Annotated in this window: 15 protein-coding genes; 9 read left to right on the top strand and 6 right to left on the bottom strand. The window is 62.3% G+C overall.

The window, feature by feature from the left end; genetic code table 11:
* The first annotated feature begins 84 nt into the window (after window positions 1–84).
* Together SZ64_RS01015 and SZ64_RS01020 are read left to right on the top strand one after the other, a co-directional pair.
* Entirely contained in the window at window positions 85–1047 is a 963-nt protein-coding gene (locus SZ64_RS01015; protein ID WP_241772953.1) for a formylglycine-generating enzyme family protein, read from the top strand.
* A gap of 270 nt (window positions 1048–1317) precedes the next feature.
* Entirely contained in the window at window positions 1318–2154 is an 837-nt protein-coding gene (locus SZ64_RS01020; protein ID WP_054529128.1) for an alpha/beta hydrolase, read from the top strand.
* Between the two features lie 292 nt (window positions 2155–2446).
* Here the strand turns inward: SZ64_RS01020 and SZ64_RS18435 are convergent, their stop codons facing one another.
* Both SZ64_RS18435 and SZ64_RS01025 read right to left on the bottom strand, forming a co-directional pair.
* Window positions 2447–3031, bottom strand: coding sequence for a hypothetical protein (locus tag SZ64_RS18435; RefSeq protein ID WP_156313401.1), 585 nt, complete (start codon window positions 3029–3031; stop codon window positions 2447–2449).
* 590 nt (window positions 3032–3621) lie between these two features.
* Window positions 3622–4551: a LysR family transcriptional regulator gene (locus tag SZ64_RS01025; protein ID WP_054529129.1), complete on the bottom strand. Its 930-nt coding sequence runs from the start codon at window positions 4549–4551 to the stop codon at window positions 3622–3624.
* A gap of 112 nt (window positions 4552–4663) precedes the next feature.
* Here SZ64_RS01025 and SZ64_RS01030 point away from each other — a divergent pair, with 112 nt between their 5' ends.
* A complete protein-coding gene (locus tag SZ64_RS01030) occupies window positions 4664–5362 on the top strand; it encodes a pirin family protein (protein ID WP_054529130.1) in 699 nt (232 codons plus the stop codon).
* 84 nt (window positions 5363–5446) lie between these two features.
* On the opposite strand, the gene SZ64_RS01035 is transcribed toward SZ64_RS01030, so the two are convergent.
* Window positions 5447–6610 (bottom strand): cytochrome P450, encoded by a 1164-nt coding sequence (locus SZ64_RS01035; protein WP_054529131.1) that lies wholly within the window; start codon window positions 6608–6610, stop codon window positions 5447–5449.
* Window positions 6611–6728: 118 nt separating this feature from the next.
* Between SZ64_RS01035 and SZ64_RS01040 the strand changes: the two genes are divergently transcribed.
* Window positions 6729–7637 carry a helix-turn-helix domain-containing protein gene (locus SZ64_RS01040; protein WP_054529132.1) on the top strand — a complete coding sequence of 303 codons (909 nt, stop codon included), beginning with the start codon at window positions 6729–6731 and terminating at the stop codon, window positions 7635–7637.
* Here the strand turns inward: SZ64_RS01040 and SZ64_RS01045 are convergent.
* Entirely contained in the window at window positions 7634–9346 is a 1713-nt protein-coding gene (locus tag SZ64_RS01045; RefSeq protein WP_054529133.1) for a sigma-54-dependent Fis family transcriptional regulator, read from the bottom strand. The two genes, SZ64_RS01040 and SZ64_RS01045, sit on opposite strands and share 4 nt — an antisense overlap.
* A gap of 216 nt (window positions 9347–9562) precedes the next feature.
* Here SZ64_RS01045 and SZ64_RS01050 point away from each other — a divergent pair, with 216 nt between their 5' ends.
* From SZ64_RS01050 to SZ64_RS01060, 3 genes are read left to right on the top strand one after another with little or no spacing between them, the layout of a single operon-like run.
* Window positions 9563–9958 carry a hypothetical protein gene (locus tag SZ64_RS01050; protein WP_054529134.1) on the top strand — a complete coding sequence of 132 codons (396 nt, stop codon included), beginning with the start codon at window positions 9563–9565 and terminating at the stop codon, window positions 9956–9958.
* Window positions 9955–10335 carry a cytochrome c gene (locus SZ64_RS01055; RefSeq protein WP_054529135.1) on the top strand — a complete coding sequence of 127 codons (381 nt, stop codon included), beginning with the start codon at window positions 9955–9957 and terminating at the stop codon, window positions 10333–10335. The genes SZ64_RS01050 and SZ64_RS01055 overlap by 4 nt, the downstream gene beginning before the upstream one ends.
* A 16-nt stretch (window positions 10336–10351) precedes the next feature.
* Complete coding sequence (locus SZ64_RS01060) at window positions 10352–11902, top strand: FAD-binding oxidoreductase (RefSeq protein ID WP_054529136.1); 1551 nt, start codon at window positions 10352–10354, stop codon at window positions 11900–11902.
* A 51-nt stretch (window positions 11903–11953) separates the two neighbouring features.
* On the opposite strand, the gene SZ64_RS01065 is transcribed toward SZ64_RS01060, so the two are convergent.
* Together SZ64_RS01065 and SZ64_RS01070 are read right to left on the bottom strand one after the other, a co-directional pair.
* Window positions 11954–14353, bottom strand: a complete 2400-nt coding sequence (locus SZ64_RS01065) for a TonB-dependent receptor (protein ID WP_054529137.1) — start codon at window positions 14351–14353, stop codon at window positions 11954–11956.
* 238 nt (window positions 14354–14591) lie between these two features.
* Window positions 14592–15356, bottom strand: a complete 765-nt coding sequence (locus SZ64_RS01070) for an IclR family transcriptional regulator (protein ID WP_054529138.1) — start codon at window positions 15354–15356, stop codon at window positions 14592–14594.
* A gap of 191 nt (window positions 15357–15547) precedes the next feature.
* On the opposite strand from SZ64_RS01070, the gene SZ64_RS01075 reads away from it, so the two are divergent.
* Both SZ64_RS01075 and SZ64_RS01080 read left to right on the top strand, forming a co-directional pair.
* Window positions 15548–17185 (top strand): NAD(P)/FAD-dependent oxidoreductase, encoded by a 1638-nt coding sequence (locus SZ64_RS01075; protein WP_054529139.1) that lies wholly within the window; start codon window positions 15548–15550, stop codon window positions 17183–17185.
* Window positions 17182–18375: an aromatic ring-hydroxylating dioxygenase subunit alpha gene (locus SZ64_RS01080; RefSeq protein WP_054529140.1), complete on the top strand. Its 1194-nt coding sequence runs from the start codon at window positions 17182–17184 to the stop codon at window positions 18373–18375. Before SZ64_RS01075 ends, SZ64_RS01080 begins: the two co-directional genes overlap by 4 nt.
* Window positions 18376–18379 lie beyond the last annotated feature (4 nt).

An 18379-nucleotide genomic window follows, 5' to 3' on the forward strand; every position in this document is an offset into this window, starting at 1 on the left:
TGCATCCCCGGCGGGGCGTGGCGCCATATGGCGCCGACGGGGCTAGGCCTGCAGACAGACGATCGTGGAAGGACGCATGCGGAAATGAGCGGACAAGTATCGGCGCGGCGCGATCCGGATGGGATGATCCTGTTGCCCGGCGGCACGTTCTGGATGGGATCGTCAGACCATTATCCGGAAGAAGGCCCGGCCCGTCAGGTCCATGTCGATGCCTTCGCGATTGACCCCTATCCGGTGACCAACCGGGATTTCGCCGCATTCATCGCCGCCACGGGCTATGTCACGCTGGCGGAAAAGGCGCCCGATGCCGCGCTCTATCCCGAAGCCGATCCGGCGCTGCTGCAGCCGGGATCGTCCCTGTTCGTGCCGCCGCCTGTGCCGGTACCGCTGAACAATCCCTTCGCCTGGTGGCAGTTCTCATTCGGCACCGACTGGCGCCACCCATGGGGGCCGGACAGTTCGTGGGAGGCGATCGCCGATCATCCCGTGGTCCACATCGCCTATGATGACGCACAGGCCTATGCCGCATGGGCGGGCAAGCGCCTGCCGACCGAGGCGGAATGGGAATTTGCCGCGCGCGGCGGGATGGACCGCAAGCCCTATGCCTGGGGCGACGAATTCGAGCCGGGCGGTGTGCCGCAGGCCAATTACTGGCAGGGCGCCTTCCCGCATCACAATTCTCTGGCCGACGGCTATGAACGGACTTCGCCGGTCGGCACCTATGCGGCCAATCCATTCGGCCTGTTCGACATGATCGGCAATGTCTGGGAATGGACTTCGGACTGGTACGAAATCCACCCGGCTGCTGTGCCGGGCGAGCAGGCGAAAAGCTGCTGCATCCCGCGCAATCCGCGCGGCGGCACGGAAGAGGCAAGCCGCGACCCCTCCGATCCGGGCCGCAATTTCGGGCGCAAGGTGCTGAAGGGCGGATCGCATCTGTGTGCCGAGGCCTATTGCAGGCGTTACCGCCCGGCGGCGCGCTATCCGCAGACGGTGGACACCACCACATCCCATATCGGCCTGCGCTGCGCCCGCGACGCGGCATAGACGCCCCGATTGCATCCGGCGGAACAAGTTCCGCCAATCGGCTGTTGGTTGAAACGGGGAAGGGCAAATGCCCTTTTTCCCGCTGCGCCGGTTTGCGGAGGTGCTGAACTTTTCGAAATTCTGGAACATATGGCGTGAATTTATACGACTGTTTCGCGAAACTGCCCGGGCCTAGACCTGTCATCAGCCCGAACGGATAGGAGTTTACCCCTTCCGGACTGCCGGCAAGCCACGATCGAGATGGCACCAGAGAAGCGAAAGGAATGTCCCATGGCCTACGTAACTACGAAGGACGGCGTCGAAATCTTCTTCAAGGACTGGGGCCCGAAGGATGCCCAGCCCATCATGTTCCACCACGGCTGGCCGCTCTCGTCGGATGACTGGGATGCGCAGATGCTGTTCTTCCTCCAGCAGGGCTATCGCGTCATTGCCCATGATCGCCGGGGGCATGGCCGCTCGGCACAGGTGAGCGAAGGCCATGACATGGCCCATTACGCCGCCGATGCTGCTGTGGTGGCAGAGCACCTCGATCTGCGCAATGCCGTCCATATCGGCCATTCCACCGGTGGGGGCGAGGTCGCGGCCTATGTCGCACGCCATGGCATTCCGCAGGGGCGCGTGGCCAAGGCCGTGCTGGTATCCGCCGTGCCGCCCATCATGGTGAAAACCGATCTTTATCCCGGCGGCCTGCCAATCGAGGTGTTCGACGGCTTCCGCGCCGCGCTGGCGGCAAACAGGGCGCAGTTCTTCCGCGATGTCGCCGCAGGCCCCTTCTACGGCTTCAACCGCGACGGTGCCCAGGTCCTGCCCGCCGTGATCGACAATTGGTGGCGGCAGGGCATGATGGGCAGCGCAAAGGCCCATTATGACGGGATCAAGGCCTTCTCGGAAACGGACCAGACCGACGATCTGAAGGCCATCACCGTCCCGACCCTGATCCTCCACGGCGATGACGATCAGGTGGTGCCTTACCGGAACGCGGCACTGCTTCAGGCAGAACTGCTGCCCAATGCGACCCTGAAGATCTACGAAGGCTTTTCCCACGGGATGCTGACGGTGAATGCCGACACGCTCAATCCCGATCTGCTGGCTTTCGTGAAAGGCTGAGCACCTGTTTTCAAGCTGAGGATGCCGGGCGGGTGCAGACCTGCCCGGCATTCCTGCATGCGTAGCCCAGGCGGCGCAGGCAGATAGCAGCGCAAGCTTCCCTGACTGCTTTTCAGAGTTTCGGCCTAAAAGCGGCCTCTCCGGAGACGACAACATTCCTGTCGTGCCGTTCGCAAAACAGCTTACCCAAAACGGACGATTATCCAGTTCGGAATTTGTCCACGCCGCCTAGGAAGTTAACCTGACAATCCCTTCGGTGCAGTTGGTCTGACGGCACCCCCGCTGCAATTACTCATTTCGACAAGTTCGTTTTTATTGCGGCTTTCACCTGTCGATGCAAATAAACGGACAAACACATAATCGTAAATAGGAAACAGGCCTTGAACACAAGCTCCCCAAGCAGCGACCCGCCAATACGCCCAAGAAGGGGATTTGTCGCATAAAGTGAGGCCATCATTAAAAATGCCGGAGGGAATCCCAATACCAAACTTCTATCTTTAAGATTTATAAATAGATATATCATGCCAGAGCAAAATCCTATAAAGGCTGCTGATAGAACGAATACAAGATTTACATATGATACCTCGATCAATCCACTTTCATAGTCTGGAGCCAATACAAATAGGATGCTCAAGATCACCAATGCGATGGAGAACATCAAACTTGGCGTCGAAATCAAGCCTAGCCATCTACGACAAACAAACACATATCCGAATCGAAGAAGCTCTATCGACAAGCAAGAGGCAACAAAAGAATATTCACTTAACGAATAGGATATAATTGAAACCGGTATTGCTATTACTAATGAAGTAAATAATAAAATAAATATATGTAAAAATCGCAAATTTTCGAGCACAATATTTTTTTCCATCCCCATATTGATGTCCTAATTGTCACGTGGGCCATATGGCGGATTTGCGTGGTTCTGACCAGATAGCGGCCTGTCTGCACACGACAACATTGCGGGCATTTGCGCAATCGTCATCCTGAACTTGTTTCAGGATCCATTTCTCCAGATTGCACGGCAGTTGGTGAGGATGGATGGATGCTGAAACAAGTTCAGCATGACGGGTTAGGATGGTCCGCTTCCCACCCCTGAAATGCCGAAAGCCGCCAGCCCGCACACGACGGCATTGCGGGCATCCTCCAACATCCCCTCGTCCTGAGCCTGTCGAAGGACACGCGCCAGCGCTTGCCCAACAAGTGGATACGGGGCTGACGGTTTCCCGTGTCCTTCGACAAGCTCAGGATGAGCGGGCGTGGTGGCTTGGGATAAGGATTCTACTCACTTACCTTCGTCATTCCCGCGAAGGCGGGAATCCAGATCAACGGTTGCCACTGGATTCCCGCCTTCGCGGGAATGACGAGTTGCGGGCTGACAGCTCCCCACAACATTCCTCTCATTCAGGCCGCAGGCTGTCCTCCGGGATTTCAGACGTCCATTCAGGTCCGAATTGTCCGCGCTGCCTAGACGTCGCCCAAACCGGGCAAGTGGCTGTCTTTCTGCCCCAGCGTAACGAACTGGTCGAGCAACCAGGATGCGGCGGGGCCGGGCGGCGCGTCCCGGCGCCAGATGCCGGAGAGGCGATAATTCCCGCCCGGATTGTCGGGCATGGCAAGGCGCACCAGCGTGCCGGCGATCAGATCGTCCTCGATCATGTGCAGCGGCATGTTGCCCCAGCCGATCCCTTCCCGCAGCAGGGCGTGCTTGGCGCCCAGATCGGCCAAGCGCCAGGTCTTGGGGCTGACCACGGAAAAGTCCCGCCCTTCGGTAAAACGCGAACGGTCGGTCAGCACGATCTGGGTGAAATCGCGCGCTGCGCCGGGCAATATCAGGTCCATGCGGCCCAGCGGATGATCGGGTGCGGCAACGGGAACCATGGTGACCGATCCGGCGGCGATGCTCTCGATCCCTTCCACGCCCAGCGACAGCGGGCCGGAAATGCCGATGATGGCCTTACGGTCCAGCACCATGGCAGTGATCGCCCCCAGCGTTTCGGCATGGAGGCGCAACTGGACGGTCGGGAATTCCCCGGCAAAGGCCCGCAGCACTTTCGCCAGCCGGTCAGTGGGCAGCATCACGTCGACCGCAAGGTCCACTTCTGCTTCCAGCCCGTCCAGCAGGCCTTTGACCTTGGCGCGCAGGCCGTCGATCCCGTCGGATATGGTGCGCACTTGTGCCAGCAAGGCCCGTCCGGCCGTGGTCAGCTGCGGCTTGCGTGTCCCCTCCCGGTCGAACAGCGGCAGGCCCAATTGCGCTTCCAGATTGGCGATGCCGTAGCTGATGACCGAGACGGCGCGGTTTAGCTTGCGCCCGGCGCCTGCGAAGCTTCCCGTATCCACGATGGCCAGGAATATGCGCAACTGATCGAGCGTGGGGGTGCCGGGATTGTTCACTTTTCAACTTTCTCGAACATGAGGACGGAATTTATCCCTCTGAACGGGAAAGCGGGCAAGACCTAAATGGGGTCCAACAGCGGCGCCGACGCGCCGCCGAAGGAGACAGACAATGATTGAACTTCGCCCCTTTGCCACCCTCGGTGCCGCCGATCACGGCTGGCTGGATGCCCATCACCACTTCTCCTTTGCGGGTTATCACGATCCGGCCCGCGTCCACTGGGGCAATCTGCGTGTGTGGAACGACGATACGATCGCGCCGCAGACCGGCTTTCCGCCGCACCCGCATCGCGACATGGAAATCATCACCTATGTCCGTGAAGGCGCGATCACGCATCAGGACAGCCTGGGCAACAAGGGCCGCACGGAAGCCGGCGATGTGCAGGTGATGAGCGCGGGCACGGGTATCCGCCATTCGGAATATAATCTGGAGGATGTGACGACCCGGATTTTCCAGATCTGGATCATCCCCACTCGCGAAGGCGAGCCGCCCAGTTGGGGCGCAAAGCCTTTCCCCAAGGGTGATCGCGCCGGGGGTTTCGTGACGCTGGCCTCCGGTTTCGATGGCGATGATGAAGCCCTGCCGATCCGCACGAATGCCCGCGTGCTGGGCGCGACCTTGCGGGCCGGTGAGACGGCGGAATATCCGCTGGGTGCGGATCGCAAGGCTTATCTCGTCCCGGCGACGGGTGCGGTGCAGATCGAGGATGTGCGTGCGAATGCCCGCGATGGCGTTGCGATCAGCGATCTGGAAGTGCTGCGCGTGACCGCAATCGAGGATAGCGAAATCGTCCTCGTCGATGCTGCCTGAGGCAGGCGGCACACACTGAAGCGAAGCATCGCCCTTCCGCATGGCGGGAGGGCGATGTTCTTCGTGCCAGTCAGCCCAGAACAGTCAGCCCCGTGCGAGCAGCAGAGCCTGCGGGCTGCGGAAGTTGGACGATGGCACCCAGCTCAGTTCGGCATCCACCCGCGTGAATTCCGGCATGACTGCAAGGAATTCCTCGAACACGGTCTGCGTTGCCACGCGGGCGAGCATGGAACCGAGACAGGCATGGACCCCGCCGCCAAAGCCCAGATGGCGCTTGGGCTTGCGGGTTATGTCGTACAGCTCGGGATCGGGGAACATGCGCTCGTCCCGATTGGCGGAGCCATAGCAGAGCATTACCGCGTCCCCGGCCTTCATCTGCTGGCCGTGCAGTTCCACATCCTGCTGCAGCGTGCGCTTGAAGCGCTGGGCAGAGGTGTTGAAGCGCAGGGATTCCTCCATCGCGTCGGGGATCAGCGAGGGGTCTGCCGCCAGCGCCCGGCGTGCATCGGCAAAATCCGCCAGATTGAGCGCGAACATGCCCAGGAAGCCCGACAGGCTCTCGATCCCGGCCATGATCAGCGTGGTGACGGTAAGCTGCACTTCCTTGTCGAGCAGCTTCTCGCCGTCGATCTCGGCAGTGATGAAGTTGGACAGCAGATCGTCGCCGGGGTTCTTCTTGCGCTCCTGCACCAGATTTTCGGCATAGTCGGCCATCCAGCGGAAGGCGGCCAGATGCTGTTCGGTCTTCTGGCGGGTGACGGGATCGGTCTGGACCATCAGCACGGCGTTATCGCGCACTTCCTCCGCATTCTCGCGGGGCAGGGCGAAGAGGTAGAACAGCAGGTCAACCGTCACCTTCGATCCGAAATCGTTGACGAAGTCGAAGCTGTCGCCCTCGCGGACGGAGGCCAGATGGGCGCGGCAGGCGGCGCGGGCCGGATCGATGATGTGATCGAGCGCGCGCTTGGTCATCGCGCTCTGGATCAGGGCGCGCAGCCGGTCATGCCGTGGCGGATCGGTGCTGCCCAGAGTGGCTCCGGCGCGGCCGGGGAATTCGTCCACCAGATTGCCCTGCGCGGAACTGTAGACCTTCCAGTTGGTCAGCGCGCCGAGAATGTCGTGGTAGCGCGACAAGACCCACATGCCTGCCTCTTCGCTCCAGAAGCAGGGGTAGTCGTCACGCAGGGTCTTGTAGGCGGGGAAGGGATCGGCATCGATCAGGGGGGAATAAGGGTCGAATCTGAACATCCCAGGTTCCTCTCCATGGGGGTTGTGGTGCCCTTATGGTGCCGTTCAGTCGCCCTTGCGACGCAGGATTTTGGCAAAGTCTTGCACTTTTCGATCAAAATTGAGAGATTGCCTGGCGATGGAAAGCGATGGCGATCTGGCCAGATATGGCCTTTATGGCGAACATGAGGGGCCGCCTGCCCCGGAATTCCTGCATATCGAGCCGATCTCCGCCCGGGCGAGCCTCTATGAGTGGGAGATTTCCGCCCATAGTCACTCCACGCTGCACCAGATCATCCTGCTGGACGAAGGAACGGGCACGCTCCACGCGGATGAGGAGGCCGTGCCGCTGGCCCCGCATTCGCTGATCGCGATCCCCAGCCAGTGCATCCATTCCCTGCAATTCGCACCGGGCAGCGAGGGCTGGGTGCTGTCCTTCGCGGTGGAGATGTTGCACGATCCACGCCTTGGACAATCCGCTCAAACAAATGCCCTGGCGCGCCCCACCGCCAGCCGCGCCCGCCTTCCATCGGGCGGCAGCGATCTTGCGCGGCTGCGGTGGATCATGGAGGCGATTGCGGCCGATCTGGCGGCAGCGACTTCGGGCGGGCTTTCCAAGGTGCTGGTTGCCGAATTTGGCCTGTTGCTGGCGGCAAGCGATGCCCTTCTTGCTCAGGGGCAGGCGCGCCCCGCGCTGACACGGCAGGAGGCGCTGGCGAGGGGTTTCCGCCGATTGGTGGACAAGGGTTTCGATCGCGATTGGCCCGTATCCCATTATGCTCGCGAACTCGGCTCTTCCGAGCCCACCCTTAATCGGGCCTGCCGCGTGGTGTTCGGCAAGGCGCCGGGGGAAGTGATCCAGGCGCGCCTGCTGCTGGAGGCGATGCGTTATCTCACCTATTCCAACGGCAGCATCAGCCAGATCGCCGGGCGGTTGGGCTTCAGCGATCCCGCCTATTTCGCCCGCTTCTTCAAGAGCAAGGCAGGCGTGACCGCCAGCGAGTTCCGCCGCCAGCGTCGCTGGGCCGCGAATGAGGGCAGGGCCTAGCCTTCCGCATAGGTCTTGAGCCGGTAATTGAACTGGGCGCGGGTGAGGCCCAGCGCGGCGGCAGCGCGGGTGCGGTTGCCGCCATGGGCTTCCAGCGCGCGTTGCAGGATGCGACGTTCGATCTCGTCGAGAGTAAGGCCGGTTTCCAGTGCCTCGGCGCCGATGTCACTGTGGCTCTGAGTGCCCGATCCTTCTCCGAAAGGCGCTCGCTCGACCGCGCCCTCGCTCGTCAGCCGATAGCGCGTATCGCCCAGTTCCTCACCGGCAGTGAATAGGTCGTGGACGCCCAGCGGCATGTCTGGCTGGGCCATGATGACGCCGCGCTCGATCACGTTTTCCAACTCGCGCACATTGCCTGGCCAGTCATAACTCAGCATGGCGGAGACGGCCTCTTCGCTGAACCCTGATACATCCCGCCCGTGCCTTGCGCAGAACTGCTTCAGCAGATGGGCCATCAGGACGGGAATGTCAGCTCGCCGCTCCCGCAAGGGCGGGATGGCGATGGGGAATACGTTTAGGCGGAAGAACAAATCCGCGCGGAACGCGCCCCGCGCAACGGCCTCACGCAAATTGATGTTGGTTGCGGCCACCACCCGCGCGTCGACCGGGCGGGAATGGCTTCCGCCAATCGGTTCCACCTCGCCTTCCTGCAGCACGCGTAGCAGCTTGGCCTGCGACGCCATGGAGAGCGTGCCGATCTCGTCTAGGAAGATCGTGCCGCCATGGGCGCGTTCGAACTTGCCCTGACGGCTCGATGTGGCCCCGGTGAAGGCGCCCTTTTCCACCCCGAACAGTTCCGCCTCGATCAGCGTTTCGGGCATGGCGGCGCAGTTCACCGCAATGAAGGGCATGTCCTTGCGGGGGCTGAGCAAGTGCAGGCTGCGCGCGAACATCTCCTTGCCTACGCCGCTTTCACCCAGCAGCAGCACGGCAGCCTGCGTGCCGGCCACCTTACGGGTCTTCTCGAATGCCATATTGAACCCGGCGGAGGCGCCCACCAGCAACTTGTCCGGCCGCCCACTGCCATCCCTGCTGGCCACGACCAGCCCTTCGCCCTCATTGGGCTGCAACAGCACCGGTGCGGCGCGCAGATAGCGCAGGTCATTCCCGGCATCGGGCCATTCCTCGCGCGGGCGGCCCACGATGCGGCAGCATTCATGGCCCATCGCGATACATTCCACCTCGCGATAGACGATGGGGCGGCCCAGGAATTCGCTGGCATAGCCGCTGGCATAGCCGATCTGGCTCCATCCCGCGGCGATCTGGCCGCGCCCGAATTGCTTGAGATGGGCCGCGCATTCGCTGGAATGGTGCCAGCGATATTCGGAATAGAAACGGCCTTCCTCGATATTCACGTCAAAGGCGATCTGTTCGGACAGCACGATCCCTTCCAGCGCGTGCATTTGCGGGCCGACCGAGAACATGGCGTGCAGGCTGGTATGCGGGCGCACCTTGGTGGCAATTTCTGCATCCATGGCGCCTGCATTGTAGCCTTGCCGGGTGAAGGCGGCGCGGGCGCGTTCCAGCCCGATGGCGTCGACGACTTCGCGGCGCAGTAGCCCGGCGGAATCCTCGTGCATCAGCACCATGCGCCGTCCGGCGAGCCAGATATGGCCGGTTTCCGGCGAGAAATGCAGCGTGGCTGCAAGGTCCGCCATTACGGGCATTTCCGGCGCGGAGGCGGCGGCACGGGTCAGGAGGTCGGGCATCGTGTTACCTGCTGTTGAAAATCAGACGATCTGAGCGGGATGATGCGCCTTCAGTGCGTGATATTCAACGATTTTGCATTCCGCAGGCATCGGCTATCGTTTCAGGAAATTACATAAAATACTGAATTACAGTGTATTTATATGGAAATACTCCAACTGGCACGGCGCTTGCAAACTCCCTGATCCAAACCGTCAGCATCAGCGCGGCGGCAAGGCATGGGAGAAGATACAGTGCTGTCCCGACCAATTTCGCGCAGGCATTTCATTGCCTCCACCTCCCTCGTGGCGGCGGCCGGGGCCGTTCCTGCCGCGCATCTGTGGCAATCAGGCGGAGGTGCCGCGCATTTCGTTTCGGCTGAACTCGCGCCCAAAACTGGCCTGCCCGCGCGGGCCGTCCTGCTCGACGGGCCGCGTATAGAACGCCTTCAGGCCATGGCCGAAGGACTGCGCAAGGCAGCCGCCAATATCGTCCTGCGGCTCGACGGCACGGACGATCACCTGCTCGACATCGCCGCCCAGATGGCCCGCGTCACCGTGAAGCGGGGCGCGGTGCTGCCGGGCGGGAAGGGCATTTCTGCCCGCATCATTCCCCAGGAGAGGAAATTCGCATGAACCGCAAAATCAGTTACCCCCTGCTCGCCACGGCGCTCGTCGCGCTGGCGGCATGCGGTTCGTCTTCCGAAACGGCCAGCGCCGGAGACAAGGGCAAGCTGACCTACCTCGGCAAGGAATCGATCCCCGAGGACAAGGCCGAGATGGTGTTCCAGCAGACCTGCATGGCCTGCCATTCCACCGGCGTAGGCCCGGTGATCCTTGGCCGCGACCTGCCGCCCGAAGCGATCAAGCTGTTCGTGCGCCACGGCAACCGCGCCATGCCCGCCTTCACCGAAGCCATGATCGATGACGAGACGCTCGATCGCGTGGCCGAGATGGTTTCGAAATCCAAGGCGCCAGCCACTCAGTCCGCCCCCACTCAGGCCGCGCAGTGATCCGGAGTATCTGACAATGACCGACACTACCCAGTCCGCCCTGCCGCAGGGCATTTCTCCGGCTCAGTTCGAGGCTGCTCTGGGCCAGCTTCGCGCCTTGCTCGGCCCGGAAAACGTGCTGACCAGCGAAGAAGACCTCGCCCCCTACACCAAGGTGATGATGTCCGACGCGGACGAGAAGCACATGCCCGGTGCCGCCGTGCTCGCCACTTCGGTGGAACAGGTGCAGGGCGTGCTGAAGATCTGCAACCAGTTCAAGACGCCGGTCTGGCCGATCTCCACCGGCCGCAATTTCGGTTACGGCTCGGCCGCCCCCGGCACACGGGGGCAGATCGTGCTGGACCTCAAGCACATGAACAAGATCATCGAGGTGGACCCGGTGCTGTGCACCGCGCTGCTGGAACCGGGCGTGACCTACCAGCAGCTGTGGAACTACCTGAAGGAAAACGACATCCCGCTGTGGCTCTCATGCCCCGCACCCTCTGCCATAGCGGGGCCGGTGGGCAACACTCTCGACCGGGGCGTGGGATACACGCCTTATGGCGAACACTTCATGATGCAATGCGGCATGGAAGTGGTTCTCGCCAACGGCGAGGTGTTGCGCACCGGCATGGGCGGGGTCGAGAAATCGAACACCTGGCAGGCCTTCAAATGGGGCTACGGACCCTATCTGGACGGGATCTTCACACAGTCGAATTACGGCGTGGTGACCAAGCTGGGCATCTGGCTGATGCCGCAGCCGCCTGCCTACAAGCCGTTCTGCATCCAGTATGAGGACGAAAGTGACATCGACACCATCGTGGAGATGCTGCGCCCGCTGAAGATCGCCAACATCGTGCCCAATGCGGCGGTTATCGCCAATGTGATGTGGGAAGCAGCCGCGATCACTCCGCGGTCCAAATATTACGATGGCACCGGTTCCACGCCCAAGGATGTGCTGGAGGAGATCAAGCAGAAGGAAGGCATGGGCGCCTGGAACGTCTATGCCGCGCTTTACGGCACGGCCGAGCAGGTCGAGGTCAACTGGAACATCGTCAAGCAGGCGGTGGAAGCCAGCGGCAAGGGCAAGCTCATCACCGAGGAAGAGGCGGGCAATCGCGAGCCTTTCCGTTATCGCGCCCAGCTGATGAAGGGCGACATGACCCTGCAGGAATTCGGCCTCTATCGCTGGCGCGGCGGCGGCGGTTCCATGTGGTTCGCCCCGGTCTCGCAGGCCAAGGGTTCCGAAACCAAGGCGCAGATGGAACTGGCGCAGGAAATCCTCAACGAATACGGGCTGGATTACGTGGCCGAATTCATCGTCGGCATGCGCGACATGCACCACATCGTCGATGTGCTGTTCGACCGGAGCGATCCGGCCGAAACAGCTCGTGCCCATGCCTGCTTCGCCAAGCTGCTGAGCGAATTCGGCAAGCGCGGCTATGCGGTCTATCGCGTGAACACCGGCTTCATGGAACAGACCGCCGACCTTTACGGCAAGGTGAAGCGCGACGTGGACCAGACGCTGAAGCGCGCGCTCGATCCCAACGGTATCATCGCGCCGGGCAAGTCGGGTATCTTCGTCTGATAGAACGGGCGGGGCGGAAGGCGCGGGATGCGCTGATCCGCCCCGTCTCGATCAGAAATCGTATTGCAGCGTCACGCCCACTTCACGGGGCTTGCCGCGCACCACGGACAGGGCCGAACGCGGCGGTGCAGCAACGCCGGTGCCTGCCCCGCTGTCCCAATAGCCGCCGCCGAAGCGAGTGCCGTAAGTGGCATAGGTGTTGTCGAACAGATTGTTCGCGAACAGGCTGATCGTCACCGGCACATTGCTCGGCTTGAAGCCGATGCGGGCATTGACCAGCTCGATGGCGGGCAGCTGATAGGCGGAATCGCCTACTGCGCTGGGGTGCGTGGATTGTGAGCTGGTATAGGCATAGTTGAGGTTCAGGCTCAACTCGCCCGGGCCGATGTCCTTGCGGTAATTGGCGCCGACGTTGAAGTTGAATTCCGGCGGTCCGGGGAACAGGTTGGGCCCGCCATTGGCCGCCGGGTCTTTCAGGTCATAGCCGGAATAGCCGAACGATCCGTCGATCGAGAAACTGTCGGTGATGAACAGGTTGGCGTCCAGCTCGACGCCGAAGATGTCCACGTCACCCGTGTTCGATACCATGATGGTGAAGCCCACCGGGCAGGTTTGCGGATCGTAGGTGCAGGTCACCTGACGGGCGGCCTGGCGGTTGGTCCACTGCATGTAGAAGACGGTGGGGTTCAGGCGCAGGCGGCCGTCAAGTGCCTCGATACGCATGCCGCTCTCGAAGTTGACTACCTTTTCCGGGGCCAGCACGGGAATGAAATCGCCGCTCTGGTCCGGGCCTGGCACCCCGCCACGGATGGTGTAGGAGAACTGGCCGGCCTTGTAGGCCTTCGATGCGGTGGCATACCACATCCAGTCATCGGTCAGCTTGAAGTCCAGCGTGGCGCGCCAGTCGATCTGGTTCCAGTCGTGATCGCTGGTGACCGTGGTTGACGTGGTGCCCGGGGCCGGAGTGAAGCTGTCCGAAGCATATTCGGTCTGCTCGTAATCCTTCTTGTCATAGGCATAACGCAGGCCCCCGGTGAAATTCAGCCGGTCGGTGATGTGCCAGGTCGCGCTGCCGAACAGGCCGATGGAATCCGAGATCTGCGTCGTTTCGATGTCGCTGCGATGCTGCAGCCCGCCATCGCCGTCCCCCGCCGGGGTCGAGGGATAGACGCTGGAGCCGCGCCGGGTGTTGATATAGCCGTCGCTGTAGGACTTCTCGTGGAAGTAGGTCGCGCCGGTGACGAAATCGACCGCTCCGCCGAACAGTTCGGCATTGAGCTGCAGTTCCTGATAGAGCGTATCGGACTTCACGGCTGAATAGCGCGCTTCGGTGCCGATCATCTGCCAGTCTGTAGTGCTGTTGTGGTCCAGCTTCGAATAGCCGGTGGTGCTGGACAAGGTGACCGTGTCGCTGAGATCGTAACCCATGCGCAGGTCAGCCTGCCAATAGGTGTTGTGCTCGAACTGTTCGCAGGCCTTGTCCCAGTCGGGGTCGAAATCGTCCAGTAGGCAGATGTCGGGCGCGGTGAAATCGTCGAGCACGAGGCGCGGGTCGTTATAGGCGGCCAGCGGCGCCTGCCCGTCCAGCTTGAAGGCATCGTTCAGCCAATCGGCATAATTGCCCTGCAGATAGCCTTCGATGCCCGGACGCATGTCGAATTCCTCGAACACCTGCGGTGAGCTGGTCGCATCGGAATCCGAATAGAGGAAACCGGCGTCGATGCGGAAATCGCTGCTCGGCTCGATGCGCAGATTGGCCCGGCCGATCCAGTCCTCGGATTCGCCCATCATCTGGCTGCCGCGCTGGACCCAGCCGCCCTGCTTCAGATAGGCCCCCTGCATGCGCAGGGCCGCGTCCTGGCTGATCGGCACGTTGAGCGCGCCGACTACGTCGGCCCGGCCCATATTGGCTGCGGTCACCCGCAGATAGCCTTCGGTGCGGTCAAATTCGGGTTGCTTGGTGAAGATGCGGATCGCTCCGCCGGTGGAATTACGGCCGAACAGGGTGCCCTGCGGCCCGCGCAGCACTTCCACCCGGTCAATATCCAGCACGCGCAGCACGGTGCCGTTGGTGCGCGGCACATAGATTCCGTCAATATACAGGCCCACGCCGCGTTCGCTGGTCGCCCCGCCGCCGCCGGACACGCCGCGGATCGAGAAGGACGGGTTGGAATTGCCGCTGCCGCGCCCCGGCGTGATGTTGAGGTTGGGGGTGAAGGTGGCAAGATCGGCCAGATCCTCGATACCCTTGGCCTCGATTGCATCCTCGGTCACGGCCACGATGGACAGCGGCGTATCCTGCAGATTGGTCTCGCGCCGTTCCGCCGTCACCACGATGTCCCCACCGAAGCGCGAGGAATTATCCTGCGCCTCAGTGCTCGTGGAAGTGTCTTCCTCTTCTGCCGCGAATGCGGGTGTTGAAAGTGAACATGCCGCGATTCCCGCAAGCAAAGCCGCTCGCCAGGCCGGTTTCACGTGGCCTGGACGCACTTGTCCCCTAGTTTCCCAGATCATTGCCTCTCCCTTTCTTTTTCTTGTCCCGATAGGGCGTCAGGGGGGCGTGGACTGTCAACCGGCTAATTGTGATTTCGATTTAGATTTCCGTATTTAGGAAATTGTCAAACAGGTCGCGTGCGGGAATGCCTACCGGTGGGCGACGGCGATGTTCCCTGCCTTGGGCAGTGATTGCTCAGCCGGCCATTCCGGCTTGGGCGCTCAGCGCTCTGGCCGCATCGCGCACGGCTTCGGAAAGTTGATCGAGCGGCTGGAGCGGCTCGCGCGAGGAAGGCAGGATCACGCTGACACTGCCCAGCACTTCGCCTTCGCCCTTGAACACGGGCGCGGCAATATCGACGAGGTCGAGGTGATCGTCGCGATGAAGCGCGAAGCCCTTCTCGCGGACATGGGCGAATTCCACCTCGAGCTTGGGCCGGGCGGGGCGGGGGCGTCCGGTGATGGGGCCGGTATTTTCGCTGCGCAGGATCAGTTCGATCTCGGCAGCTGGCAAAAAGGCCAGGATCGCATGGCCCAGTGCCCCCCATGGCAGCGCCAGGACTGCCCCCCGCTCGATGGCAAAACGCAGCGGGTGAGGGGTCAGCACAACTTCGGCGGTGATCGCCCGGTGCGTGGGCGGGCTGTAGACGGACAGCACGGCCGTTTCGTGAAACCGGTCAACCAGGGCTTCGAGCAGCGGGCGGGCAAACCGCCCGATGTCGAACCGGGCAACGATCAGCGAAGCGATGCGCTGCAACTCGCGCCCCTGCCGGTACGTCAGGCCGGATCCCCGCTCCACGAAGCCGGCGCCTTCCAGCGTCTTGAGCAGGCGGTGGACCGAACTGAGCGGCAGACCTGCCCGCACGGCGAAATCGCCCAGCGTGAAGCTGTCCGGCCCGGACGCGATCAGGCGGATCAAGTGCAGCAGCCGTTCCCCCGACCCGCTGGGTGCCGATGCCATGGTCTGACCTCTTTCGATTTCCACTATGCGGAATTTAACTTCCTTCCATCGGAATCCCAATCGAAAATGCAGGCTGCCGTTTCATGCCCTGGCGGGGAGCCGGTCGAGCCTTTGACAGGCACCGCTTGTGTTGCCGTTGGACACGTGTCAAACACTCCGCCGGGGCTTCCGCGCTCAAGAAAGGGCTGGCTGTGGAACCTGGGCTATTCGATGCGCTTGTGATCGGCGGCGGCCATAATGGCCTTGCCTGCGCCTTCTATCTCGCCCGCGCGGGGCACCGGGTCTGTGTGCTGGAAAGGCGCGGGATCGTCGGCGGCGCGGCGGTTACGGAGGAATTCCACCCCGGCTTCCGCAATTCGGTGGCCAGCTATTCGGTCAGCCTGCTCAGCCCGAAAGTGATCGCGGATATGGAGCTGGCCCGCCATGGGCTGGAAGTGCGCACCAGGCCGATGTCCTATTTCGTGCCGCTGGAAAATGGCGACTATTTCCTGATGGGCCGCTCCAGCGAGGAGAAGCTGGCCGAGATCGCCCGATTTTCGGCAAAGGATGCGGCTGCGTGGCCGGAGTATAACCGACGGCTGGATGCGCTGGTGGAGATGCTGCGCGCCACGCTCCACAAGACGCCGCCCAATCTGGGTGGTGGGCTGCATGCGCTGCTGGCCGGGCTGGGGCTGGGCAATGAGTTGCGCAAGCTCTCACCCGAAGCGCAGCGCGATCTGCTGGACCTGTTCGGCAAGAGCGCGGGCGAAATTCTGGACCATTGGTTCGAAACCGATGCGCTGAAGGGCATCCTCGCCTTCGATGCGCTGACCGGCAATTACGCCAGCCCCTACACGCCCGGCACCGCCTATGTGCTGTTGCATCACATATTCGGCGGGGTGAACGGGGAAGATGGCGTGTGGGGCCATGCCATGGGCGGCATGGGGGCCATCACTCAGGCCATGGCCGCTGCCTGTGTGGAAAAGCAGGTGGATATCCGAGTGGACAGCCCTGTGGAGGAAGTCCTGATCGAAGGCGGCCGCGCTGTTGGCGTCAGGTTGAACAGCGGGCAGGTGATCCGGGCGAAGGCAGTGGTTTCCAACATCAATCCCCGCCTGCTTTACGGCAAGCTGATTGAGGAAGCGGCGCTGCCGCCTGCCTTTGCCGAGCGGATCAGCCAGTGGAAATGTGCATCCGGCACGTTCCGCATGAATGTGGCCCTGTCTGAATTGCCGAACTTCACCTGTCTGCCTTCTCCCTCCGATGGCTCGCCGGGCAGGCATCATGGCGCCAGCCTGATGTTCGCGCCTTCCATCCCCTATCTCGAACGCGCCTATGACGATGCGCGCCAGTTCGGCTGGTCGCGCCAGCCGGTGATCGAGATGCATATTCCCAGCGTGCTGGACCCGTCGCTCGCCCCGCCGGGGCAGCATGTGGCGAGCATGTTCTGCCAGATGTTCGCGCCGGAGCTTCCCAATGGGCGCAGCTGGGAGGATGAGCGGGAGCAGGCCGCCGATACGGTGATCGAGACGATCAATCGCCATGCACCCAACTTCAAGGCCTCTATCCTCGGGCGCATGGCGCTCTCGCCGCTCGATCTGGAAACGAAGCTGGGCCTTGTCGGCGGGGACATTTTCCACGGCCAGTTGCGGCTCGATCAACTGTTCAGTGCGCGGCCCATGCTGGGCTTTGCCGATTATCGCGGCCCGTTTGACGGGCTCTACATGTGCGGCTCCTCCACCCATCCGGGCGGGGGCGTCACGGGCATTCCAGGGCACAACGCCGCTGCTGAGATTCTGCGCGATCTCAAGGGCGGGGGGCTGCCTAAGAGGAGGCGTCCGGCCTTATGAGCAGCATTCCTCTCTATGGTTCCGCCGGGCTTCGTCCGGTCGCCGATCAGGCGGGCTGGAGCCTCCCGGCATGGACCTATGAAGACCCGGACTTCATGAAGCTGGAACTGGCGAAGGTCTGGCGCCGGGCGTGGCAGCTGGTCTGCCATGTCAGCGACATTCCCGATCCGGGCGACTGGCAGAGCTTCCGCATGATGGGCGAACTGGCCATCGTGGTGCGGGGCAGGGATGGCACGATCCGGGCCTTCCACAATGTCTGCCGCCACCGCGCCGCCCGCCTGCTGGACGGGGATTACGGCAATTGCGGCGGGCGCATCCTGTGCCCCTATCACGCATGGAGCTTCGGGCTGGACGGTGCCCTGCTGGGCGTGCCGTTCATCGAGGAATATGAAAATTTCGACAAGGCGGATTACGGCCTCACGCCCGTGGAGCACGCTGTGCATGCAGGCTTCGTCTATATCCGCTTCGAACCGGGCGGGCCTTCACTGGCGGATGAAATGGCGCCCATCGCGGAAGAGGCGGGCATTTACCGCTTCGAAGAACTCCAGCAGCTCTATCCCGTGCGCACCCGCATTCGGGAAGTGAACTGGAAGAACGCCTGCGACAATTACGTCGATGCCCTGCATGTCCGCGTGGCGCATCCCGGCCTCGATAGTCTGGTGCGGGAGACCTACACTCTCTCGGTCGATCGCGGAGTGGACAAGATCTTCGCCTCGGTAGACCTGCCGAACCGGGCGGGGCCTTCGGTGGAGCTTTACCGCAGGCTGCTGCCTCACGTGGATCACCTGCCAGCTGAGCGGCAGAAGATGTGGACCTATTTCCGCCTGTTCCCCGGCCTGATGTTCGATGTCTATCCCGATCAGATCGACTTCATGCAGTTCATTCCCCTTACGCCCACCACCTGCATCCTGCGCGATGCGGCCTATGCGCTGCCGGATGATCGGCGGGAAATGAAGCTGGCCCGCTATCTCAACATCCGCATCAATCGTGACGTGAACCGCGAGGACAAGGGCCTGATCGAGCGGGTGCAGGACGGGATGGCATCCTCCAGCTTCACGGCCGGTCCGCTGGGCCGGAACGAGATATGCCTGCGCAATTTCGCCGAACGGATGCGGCGAGAAATCCCGCTGGCGCGCGAGCGGCAAAGGCCGGGCCGGGATCGGCTGGACGCGGCCCTGGCGGAAAACTGAGGGC

This window comes from Erythrobacter sp. SG61-1L (genome assembly GCF_001305965.1).
In the GTDB taxonomy this organism is placed as follows: domain Bacteria; phylum Pseudomonadota; class Alphaproteobacteria; order Sphingomonadales; family Sphingomonadaceae; genus Andeanibacterium.